Genomic DNA, 8,694 nt, shown 5'->3' on the forward strand with positions numbered 1-8,694 from the left:
GGTAGCGCTCCGGTGCGCGCCGGACCGCCCAGGTCACGTGCTCGCGATGCGGACCGCGCGACGTGCGCGCCTGCTCGCGCAGCACCGGTACCCGCACCAGCTCGGCGTCGAACCCGCGGGGCAGCGTGCGCACGAGCGTGGTGCTGACGTAGTCCAACTCCGGCTGCGCCCGCCACAGGGCCACCACCTGCGCGAGCAGCGCGGGGTCGGCCAGCGGGCAGTCCGCCGTCAGCCGCACCACGGCGTCGGCGGGGTGCTCGGCGCAGGCCACGAGGAACCGGCCGAGCACGTCGTCCAGCGGCCCGCGCACCACGTCCGCCCCGTGCTCGCGCGCCTCGGCCACGACCGCGTCGTCACCCGGATCGGTGGAGGTCGCCACGACGACGGCGTCCACTCCGGGCGCCCGCGCCGCCGCGCGGATCACCCAGCCGAGCACGCTGCGGCCCGCCAACGGGCGCAGCACCTTGCCCGGCAGCCTGCTCGATGACACTCGGGCCTGAATGACGGCGTTCACGACGGGTCGGACTGGCATGCTGTGATGATGACGCAACGCATACAGTTGATCACAGGGAGGTGCTGATGTCCGAGCTCGCCGGGTCGAGCATCCTGCTCACCGGAGGTACGGGCTCGTTCGGCACGGCGTTCATCGGCCACGCGCTGCGGAGGTTGAGCCCGCGCAGACTGGTCGTGCTGTCCCGGGACGAGCTCAAGCAGTACGAGGTGCGCAGACGCTTCGGCGACGACGCACGGGTGCGGTTCTTCCTCGGCGACGTGCGCGACCGGCGGCGCCTCGCCCGCGCGATGCACGACGTCGACCACGTCGTCCACGCCGCCGCGCTCAAACAGGTGGACACCGGCGAGTACAACCCGTTCGAGTTCGTCGCCACGAACGTGTCCGGCTCCCAGCAGGTGATCGAGGCGGCGATCGACGCCGGGGTCCGCAAGGTCGTGGCGCTGTCCACGGACAAGGCCTCCAGCCCGATCAACCTCTACGGTGCGACCAAACTGTGCGCCGACCGCATGTTCATCAGCGCCAACCACTACGCCGCCGCGCACCGCACCCGGTTCGCGGTGGTGCGCTACGGCAACGTCATGGCTTCCCGGGGCAGCGTCATCCCGCACTTCCGGGCGCTGGCCGAGCGCGGTGAGTCACTGCCGATCACGCACAAGGACATGACCCGGTTCTGGATCACGCTCGACCGCGCGGTCCGTTTCGTCGTCGACTCGTTCGACGCCATGCGCGGCGGTGAGCTGTTCGTGCCCCGCATCCCGAGCATGCGGCTGGTGGACCTCGCGCAGGCCGTGGCACCCGGCAGTCCGATGCACGAGGTGGGCGTGCGCCCCGGCGAGAAACTCCATGAGGAGATGATCGCCGCCGACGACGCGCGACGAACAGTGCGCCTCGACGACCGTTACGTGGTGCAACCGCACCTCGCGGGGTGGGGCTACCGGCCGCCCGAGGACGGGGTGGCCGTGCCCGAGGGGTTCTCGTACCGCTCCGACACCAACGACCTGTGGCTCACCCGCGACGAGATCGCCGACCTCATCGCCGGGACCGGGGAGGCGTCGTGACCGATTTCCTGCCCTACGGACGCCAGTCGATGACCGGGGACGACCTCGCCGCCGTCGTCGAGGTCCTGCGCGGCGACCGGCTGACCACCGGGCCCGCCGTCGCCCGGTTCGAGTCCGACCTGGCCGCGCACACCGGCGGCACCCCCACCGTGTGCGTGACCTCCGGCACGGCCGCGCTGCACGTCGCCTACGCCGCCGCCGGGATCGGCGAGGGCGACGAGGTCGTGACCAGCCCGATGACGTTCGTCGCCACCGCGTCGACGGCGCTGCTGCACGGCGCCACGGTCGTGTTCGCCGACATCGAGCCCGATACCGGCAACCTCGACCCCGAGGCGGCCAAGGCCGCGCTGTCACCGCGCACGGCCGTCGTGGCCGCCGTGGACTACGCCGGTCACCCGGCCGAGCTGGACGATCTGCGCGCGGTGGCCGACTCGGCCGGTGCGCTGCTGCTCGAGGACGCCGCGCACTCGCTCGGGGGCTCGTGGCACGGCAGGGCGGTGGGCTCGCTGGCCGACCTGACCACGTTCTCGTTCTTCCCCACGAAGAACGTCACCACCGCCGAGGGCGGGGCGGTGGCGACGCCCTCGGCGGCGCTGATCGAGGCGGCGCGCGCCTTCCGTGAGCACGGCCTGGTGCGCGAGGCCGCCCGCCAGCGCACCCCGGACGAGGGCGGCTGGCACCAGGAGGTGCACACGCTCGGGCTGAACTATCGGCTGCCGGACGTACTCTGCGCGCTGGGCAGTTCCCAGCTCCGCAGGCTGTGGGCGTTCAAGCGCCGCAGGGCCGAGCTGCACGCACGCTACGACGCGGCGCTGGCCGACGTGGCGGAGGTCCGCACCCCGGCCCGCAGGCCCGGCGCCGACCCGATGTGGCACCTGTATCCGCTGCGCGTGCTCGACGGCGCGCGGGGCGCGCTCTACGACCACCTGCACCGGCGTGGCATCGGCGTCCAGGTGACCTACCTGCCGGTGTACCGGCATCCCGTGTTCGCCGACCTCGGCTACCGGCCCGGGCTGTGCCCGAACGCCGAGCGGTTCTACTCCCAGCAGCTCTCGCTTCCGCTGTTCGCCGACCTCACCGACTCCGACGTCGACCGGGTGTGCGCGGAGATCCGGAGTTTCTTCGGAGTGACTTGAGACCGCACGGTCAGAGCAGATCCCAGGTCAGCGGCGTGCCGCGCGTCGCCGCCGCCCGGAAGGGGCGGCCCAGCACGGTCGGAAGTTCCGAGGGCAGCAGCCCACCCGCCGGACGCACCGAACGGACCGAGCGCTCGGTGACGGGCTCGCCTGCCTGAACATCGGCGACGACGTAGAGGGAGCGGCGCAACCGCACGCCCGCGCGCTCGCTGGGCCTCGGACCGAGTGTCGGTTCCCCCAGCGCCTCCCAGGCCCGAGCGCACTCGGTCACGAGCGCGGCCAGCTCGGCAGGCTCCAGGGAGAACGCCGAGTCCACGGCACCGTCGGCGCGGTCGAGCGTCACGTGTTTCTCGATCAGGCTCGCGCCGTGTGCCACCGCCGCGACGGCAGCCCCGATGCCGGGAGTGTGGTCGGACAGGCCCACGGCGGTGCCGAACGCCCGTGCGAGCGTGGGCAGCGCCAGCACGTTGCTCTCCCGCACCGGCGCCGGGTACGAGGCGGTGCAGCCGAGCACCACGAGGTCGTCGTTGCCCGCGTCGCGGGCGGTGCGCACGGCGGCGTCGATCTCGGCGGGTGTCGCCTTGCCGGTCGACAGGACCAGTGGCCTGCCGGTGCGCGCGCACCGCTCGATCAGTGGCAGGTCCACCAGCTCCGAGGACGCGATCTTGTACGCGGCGGTGTCGAGCGATTCGAGCAGCTCGACCGCCGTCGGGTCGAACGGGCTGGAGAAGGCCACCAGCCCGCGCCGCCGCGCGCGCTCGAAGAGGGGCGCGTGCCACTCCCACGGCGTGTGCGCGCGCTCGTAGAGGGTGTGCAGGTGCTGCCCGTGCCAGGGTGAGTCCGGGTTGTCCACGCGGAACTCCGGGCGCTCAACGTCGAGGGTGATCGTGTCGGGCCGATAGGTCTGCAGCTTCAGGGCGTGCGCACCGCTGTCGGCCACGGCGTCCACGATCGCCAGGGCGCGGCCGAGGTCGCCGCCATGATTGCCCGACATCTCCGCCACGACGAACGGAGGGTGCCCGGGCCCGACCGCGTGCCCGCCGAGACGCACGCCGGTCATCGGCCCTCGCTCTCCCGCTCACGCCAGCGGTGCGCGCTCAACTCGTTCCACACGACCTCGCGCGGCTCCCCGTCGATCTCGGTGACCCAGCGGCGGGTCTCCACGAACCCGGTGCGCGCATGCAGGCGCAGCACCGGCGTGTTCTCCGCCAGCGTCGCCGCGCCGATTCTCTCGGCCCCCAGCTCCCCGAACGCGTAGGCGGCGGCCTCGCGCTCCAGTTCCTCCCACGCCCGGGCCCGTTCCGACCCCAGCCCGTCCACGTCGACGTACTTGCTCCACTCGACGACCTCGGAACCCACCCCGGCGAAGATCACCACCCCGGCGGGCACCCCGGCACGCTCGTAGATGAGCACCCGACGCGTCTCCTCGGCGCTGACGACGGCCCACCACGCGCGGTGCTCGACCGGGCCGATCTCGTGCGTGGTGAAGCTCGACCGCCGCACCTTCGGGTGGTTGCGCCACCGACGGATGACATCGACATCCGCCTCGGTCGCCGGACGGAGCATGGCTCTACTCCCCCGAGTCCGACGCTGCCGACTCCACGACGGCCGACTCCACGGCCGGGTGCGCCGCACGCTCCGGTGGGCTCGCGGCGGCTCCGTCGGAGTTCACCGCGGAGGCTACCTGCTCCTCCAGCCTGCGCAGACGATCCTCGTACCGCGCGATTCCGGACAGCCGGACCCGCACCTGGGCGTGCTGCCGCTGGATCTCCTCGACCAGGCTCCGCGCCCGCGCCAGTTCCGCGTCGTCGACCGGAGCGTCCGTGGCGAGCAGCGCCAGGTGCTCTCGCAGGTCCTCCAGCCTGGCCTCCTGGGCGGCGACGTGCGGGATGAGCCGCTTCACTTCCCCCGAGGTCCAGAGGAGGTCTCCCCGTACCCTGCCGAGGCCGTGCTCGAGCTCGTCGAGCCTGCGGCAGTGGTCGGCGGTGCGGTGCTCCTGCTCGGTCACACGGGCCTCGTGGCCGTCCAGGCGGGCCCGCGTGCGGTCGTCGACCCGGAAGTCGACGAAGCGGGCGAGCCGCCTGCCGGCGCCCGCGCGGAGCAGTGTCAACGGGTTGTTCGGGTGCATGACGGCTCCTCCGGCTCGGCTCTGCGTCTCGGTGGCCAGGTGGGCGGCGCGTGCGGGGTCATCGCGGTATCGGGTCATCGCGGTATCGGGTCATCGCAGTATCCGAGCGGTCCCGGCACCGGCCCACGACTCCAGCAGCGCGCCCTCGCTGGCGATGCGGTGTTCCGGGCCCACGGGGCACGAATCCCCGGCCGCGTGCCGCCACGACGTCTGGTGCGGGTCGTCGAGGAAGGAGAAGCCCGCCAGCACCAGTTCGGCCTCCGGGAAAGCCGTCCGCGCGATCCAGGCCGCCGTCGTGCCGGTCGTGGCCCAGACCGCCTCGTGTCTCGTCGGCAGGCCCAGTGCCCGGGACAGCGGCAGGGTGATCTCGCGGTTGGACACGGGCACGAATCCGAGATCCCCGGGCCACCACGCCGGGATGTCCTCCGGTTCCCAGTGCATCCTGCCGGGCTCGACCAGCAGGTACAGCTTGCGGCGGTAGTCGGCGAAGACCCACTTCGTCGCGCGCAGCGCCCGGTTGAACACGACCACGTGCGTCCGGGTGCCGACGGTCGGCGGCGCGCCGGGTTCGTCGCACACGTACCCGTTCACGCGAATCACCAGGTCACAGGAATCGATCACCCGGGCCCGGTGTTCGTCGGCGGCCAGCGGCTGGTTACCGACCACGGCCACGGCACGGGGGTCGGGCCGGTCGGCGTAGGCCCGCAGCAGCTCTGCCCGCGGGCTCGGTGACCGAACACCAGCGTCCATGCGCCGGGAAGCTATCAGGAGTCGCGATCGTACGCGAAACGTGATCTGTGATCGACACTGCGTGTCCGCGCCGCCCACCGGCCGACACGGCGGCCCCGACGTGCGGCGGCGAGACTCTGTCGGCGGAAACGGCCAGCTCAGCACCGGTCGACGCCGTTGAGGCGGACCGCGCGATCGGCCCGCGACTTCGCCAGTACCCTCATATCCCGTGCACGCCACAAGCACTGTCGACCCCACGGACACGACCACGATGACGTCGGCACCTCCCCGCGCGAACAGCCGGTCCTTCGCCCGCGCCTTCGGCGACCTCCGGGACGGGTTCAGGCAACCCGAGCTCTGGGGCCACCTGGCCTGGCAGGACATCAAACAGCGTTACCGCCGCTCGGTGCTCGGGCCGCTGTGGATCACCATCAGCATGGGGATCACCGCGCTCGGCCTCGGGTTGCTGTACTCGCAGCTGTTCGGCTCACAGGTCTCGACGTTCCTGCCCTACATCACGACAGGGTTCATCGTCTGGAACTTCCTGCTGGGTTGTCTCACCGAAGGCACCGACACGTTCATCTCGAACGACGGGCTGATCAAGCACCTGCCCGCACCGCTGTCGGTGTACGTGCTGCGCACGGTGTGGCGGCAGAGCCTGATGTTCGCGCACAACCTGGTCGTGTACTTCGTCGTGATCGCCATCTTCTGGGGCGCGGTGACCACACCCGGCTACACCCTGCTCGATGGCGGCGGTATTCCTCAGCCGGGTCTGAGCTGGAACGCGTTGCTCGCGATCCCCGGCTTCCTGCTGCTGGCGCTCAACGCGGGCTGGGTGGTGCTGCTGTTCGGCATCGCCTCGACCCGGTTCCGTGACATCCCGCAGGTCGTGACCAGCCTGACGAACCTGCTGTTCTTCATGACCCCGATCGTCTGGTCCACCGACATCCTCAGGGACCGGTTCGGCGACACCGTCGGCTGGCGCGACCTGGTGGCCGAGCTGAATCCGCTCTACCACTTCATCCAGATCGTGCGCGCGCCGCTGATCGGCAACCAGCAGAGCTGGCACCACTGGGCGATCGTCGGCGGTATCGCGGTCGTCGGGTGGGCCGTGGCGCTGCTGGTCATGCGCAACTACCGTGCCCGTGTCTCGTATTGGGTGTGACGAATCATGGTCAGCATTGACGTCTGGGACGCCTCGGTCGACTTCCCGATCTTCGACGCGAAGACGCGTTCACTGAAGAAGAAGGTGCTCGGCAAGGTCGGTGGCAAGATCGGCACCGAGAGCAAGGTGCCGATCATCGAGGCCCTGCACGACATCAACCTCTCGTTGTCCACCGGCGACCGAATCGGCCTGGTGGGCCACAACGGCGCGGGCAAGTCGACCCTGCTGCGCCTGCTCTCCGGCATCTACGAGCCGACCCGGGGTGCCGCCCGCATCCAGGGTCGGGTCGCTCCGGTCTTCGACCTCGGCGTGGGCATGGACCAGGAGATCTCCGGCTACGAGAACATCCTCATCCGCGGCCTGTACCTGGGCATGTCCCGCAAGCAGATGGAGAAGCGCGTCGACGACATCGCCGACTTCACCGAGTTGGGCGACTATCTGTCGATGCCGCTGCGGACGTACTCCACCGGCATGCGAGTGCGGCTCGCGCTGGGCGTGGTGACCTCCATCGACCCGGAGATCCTGCTGCTCGACGAGGGCATCGGCGCCGTGGACGCGGCCTTTCTGAACAAGGCGCGCGACCGGCTCGTCGATCTCGTGCGGCGGTCCGGTCTGCTGGTGTTCGCCTCGCACCAGGACGACCTGTTGCTGGAGATGTGCACCTCGGCCATCTGGATGGACGAGGGCCGGATGAAGATGCGGGGCTCGCTGCGCGAGGTGCTCACCGCCTACAAGGGCAAGGACCCGTTCGAGAACCTCAGCCAGGAGGCGCGCGACCGCATCGGTCAGACCCCGGCGCCGAGCGGTGGCTGACATGGACAGCCCCGTCCTGCCCGAGGACGCGGTCGTGGCCGTGGTCGTCACCCGGCACCGCCGCGAGCTGCTCGCCGAGTCACTGAAGGTGGTCACGGCCCAGACCAGGCCCGTCGACCATCTCGTCGTCGTGGACAACGGCCCGGACCAGCCCGCGCGCGACGTCGTGGCCGACTGCGCCGTGCCGTCCACCTACCTGCCCTCGCACCGCAACCTCGGCGGTGCGGGCGGGTTCGCCCTGGGGATGCTGCACGCGCTGGCGCTGGGTGCGGAGTGGGTGTGGCTGGCCGACGACGACGGCCGTCCCGCCGACGAGAACGTGCTCGCGGTACTGCTCGACGAGGCACGGCGACGCGGTCTGGCCGAGGTCTCGCCGGTCGTGACGAACATCGACAGCCCGGACCAGCTCGCGTTCCCGCTGCGGCGCGGGCTGACGTGGAAGCGCGCCGCCGACGAGCTGGGCGCCGACTTCCTGCCCGGCATCGCGTCGCTGATGAACGGCGCCCTGTTCCACGCCTCGGCGCTGGAGGTCACCGGGGTGCCCGATCTGCGGCTGTTCGTCCGCGGTGACGAGGTCGAGCTGCACCGGCGGCTCGTGCGGTCCGGTTTGCCGTTCGGCACGTCCCTGCGCACCGCGTACCTGCATCCGAACGGGTCGGACGAGTTCAAGCCGATGCTCGGTGGCCGATTCCACGCGCAGGACCCGGAGAACGAGGTCAAGCGCTACTACACCTACCGCAACCGGGGGTTCCTGCTCTCCCAGCCCGGGATGCGCAAGCTCGGCGCACTGGAGCTGCTGCGGTTCGGGTTGTACTTCGTCGGGGTGAAGCGCGACCCGAAGGCCTTCGCTCGGTGGCTGCGCCTGGTCCGGCAGGGTCGAAGGGAACGCTTCTACCGGCACTGACGGCCGGACCGCGGCGGGGTCTCGTCGTCCGGCCCCGGTGAGACGGCCGGACGACGAGACGCGCTACTGACCGATGACAGGGGGCGCGGTGCGCTCGTCGGTGCCGAACACGCTGTCCGGATCGGCTTCGACCAGGTACGTCGGACGCTGGTGTTCCTCGTCGTCACCGCCCTGGCCGCCACGGCCCGCTCCGGCACCCATCGGAGCGCCGGCCGCGCCGCCTCGCCCTGCCGCGGCACCAGCGCCA

Annotated in this window: 10 protein-coding genes and 1 pseudogene; 5 read left to right on the forward strand and 6 right to left on the reverse strand. The window is 71.2% G+C overall.

The window, feature by feature from the left end; all coding sequences use genetic code 11:
* A partial coding sequence (locus SACSA_RS23310; protein WP_083940275.1) for a cytidylyltransferase domain-containing protein occupies nt 1–532 on the reverse strand: 532 nt, incomplete at its 3' end.
* Nucleotides 533–579: 47 nt separating this feature from the next.
* Here SACSA_RS23310 and pseB point away from each other — a divergent pair.
* Nucleotides 580–1,572 (forward strand): UDP-N-acetylglucosamine 4,6-dehydratase (inverting), encoded by a 993-nt coding sequence (pseB, locus tag SACSA_RS0115855; protein ID WP_019818630.1) that lies wholly within the window; start codon nt 580–582, stop codon nt 1,570–1,572.
* Nucleotides 1,569–2,708 carry a DegT/DnrJ/EryC1/StrS family aminotransferase gene (locus SACSA_RS0115860; protein WP_019818632.1) on the forward strand — a complete coding sequence of 380 codons (1,140 nt, stop codon included), beginning with the start codon at nt 1,569–1,571 and terminating at the stop codon, nt 2,706–2,708. The genes pseB and SACSA_RS0115860 overlap by 4 nt, the downstream gene beginning before the upstream one ends.
* Nucleotides 2,709–2,718: 10 nt before the next feature.
* Here SACSA_RS0115860 and pseI read toward each other — a convergent pair whose 3' ends face one another.
* From pseI to SACSA_RS0115880, 4 genes are all read right to left on the reverse strand, one after another.
* On the reverse strand, nt 2,719–3,768 hold the full coding sequence (pseI, locus tag SACSA_RS0115865; protein WP_019818634.1) for a pseudaminic acid synthase: 1,050 nt from the start codon (nt 3,766–3,768) through the stop codon (nt 2,719–2,721).
* The gene (locus tag SACSA_RS0115870) at nt 3,765–4,274 is read right to left on the reverse strand and encodes a GNAT family N-acetyltransferase (protein WP_019818635.1); all 510 of its coding nucleotides are present in this window, start codon (nt 4,272–4,274) and stop codon (nt 3,765–3,767) included. Before SACSA_RS0115870 ends, pseI begins: the two co-directional genes overlap by 4 nt.
* A 4-nt stretch (nt 4,275–4,278) precedes the next feature.
* Complete coding sequence (locus SACSA_RS23315; RefSeq protein ID WP_048876865.1) at nt 4,279–4,836, reverse strand: hypothetical protein; 558 nt, start codon at nt 4,834–4,836, stop codon at nt 4,279–4,281.
* Nucleotides 4,837–4,926: 90 nt separating this feature from the next.
* Nucleotides 4,927–5,586, reverse strand: a complete 660-nt coding sequence (locus SACSA_RS0115880; RefSeq protein ID WP_019818637.1) for a glycosyltransferase family 29 protein — start codon at nt 5,584–5,586, stop codon at nt 4,927–4,929.
* A gap of 250 nt (nt 5,587–5,836) precedes the next feature.
* Here SACSA_RS0115880 and wzm point away from each other — a divergent pair, with 250 nt between their 5' ends.
* Genes wzm through glfT1 form a run of 3 tightly spaced genes read left to right on the forward strand, consistent with a single transcriptional unit; the run spans nt 5,837 to nt 8,447 of the window.
* Nucleotides 5,837–6,730, forward strand: coding sequence for a galactan export ABC transporter permease subunit Wzm/RfbD (wzm, locus tag SACSA_RS0115885; RefSeq protein WP_019818638.1), 894 nt, complete (start codon nt 5,837–5,839; stop codon nt 6,728–6,730).
* Between the two features lie 6 nt (nt 6,731–6,736).
* On the forward strand, nt 6,737–7,543 hold the full coding sequence (wzt, locus tag SACSA_RS0115890) for a galactan export ABC transporter ATP-binding subunit Wzt/RfbE (protein WP_019818639.1): 807 nt from the start codon (nt 6,737–6,739) through the stop codon (nt 7,541–7,543).
* Between the two features lies 1 nt (nt 7,544).
* Nucleotides 7,545–8,447, forward strand: a complete 903-nt coding sequence (gene glfT1, locus SACSA_RS0115895) for a galactofuranosyltransferase GlfT1 (RefSeq protein WP_019818640.1) — start codon at nt 7,545–7,547, stop codon at nt 8,445–8,447.
* Nucleotides 8,448–8,510: 63 nt separating this feature from the next.
* On the opposite strand, the pseudogene SACSA_RS26265 reads toward glfT1, so the two are convergent.
* Nucleotides 8,511–8,694, reverse strand: a pseudogene (locus SACSA_RS26265) (hypothetical protein); the annotation flags it as partial.

The organism is Saccharomonospora saliphila YIM 90502 (genome assembly GCF_000383795.1).
GTDB lineage: Bacteria > Actinomycetota > Actinomycetes > Mycobacteriales > Pseudonocardiaceae > Saccharomonospora > Saccharomonospora saliphila.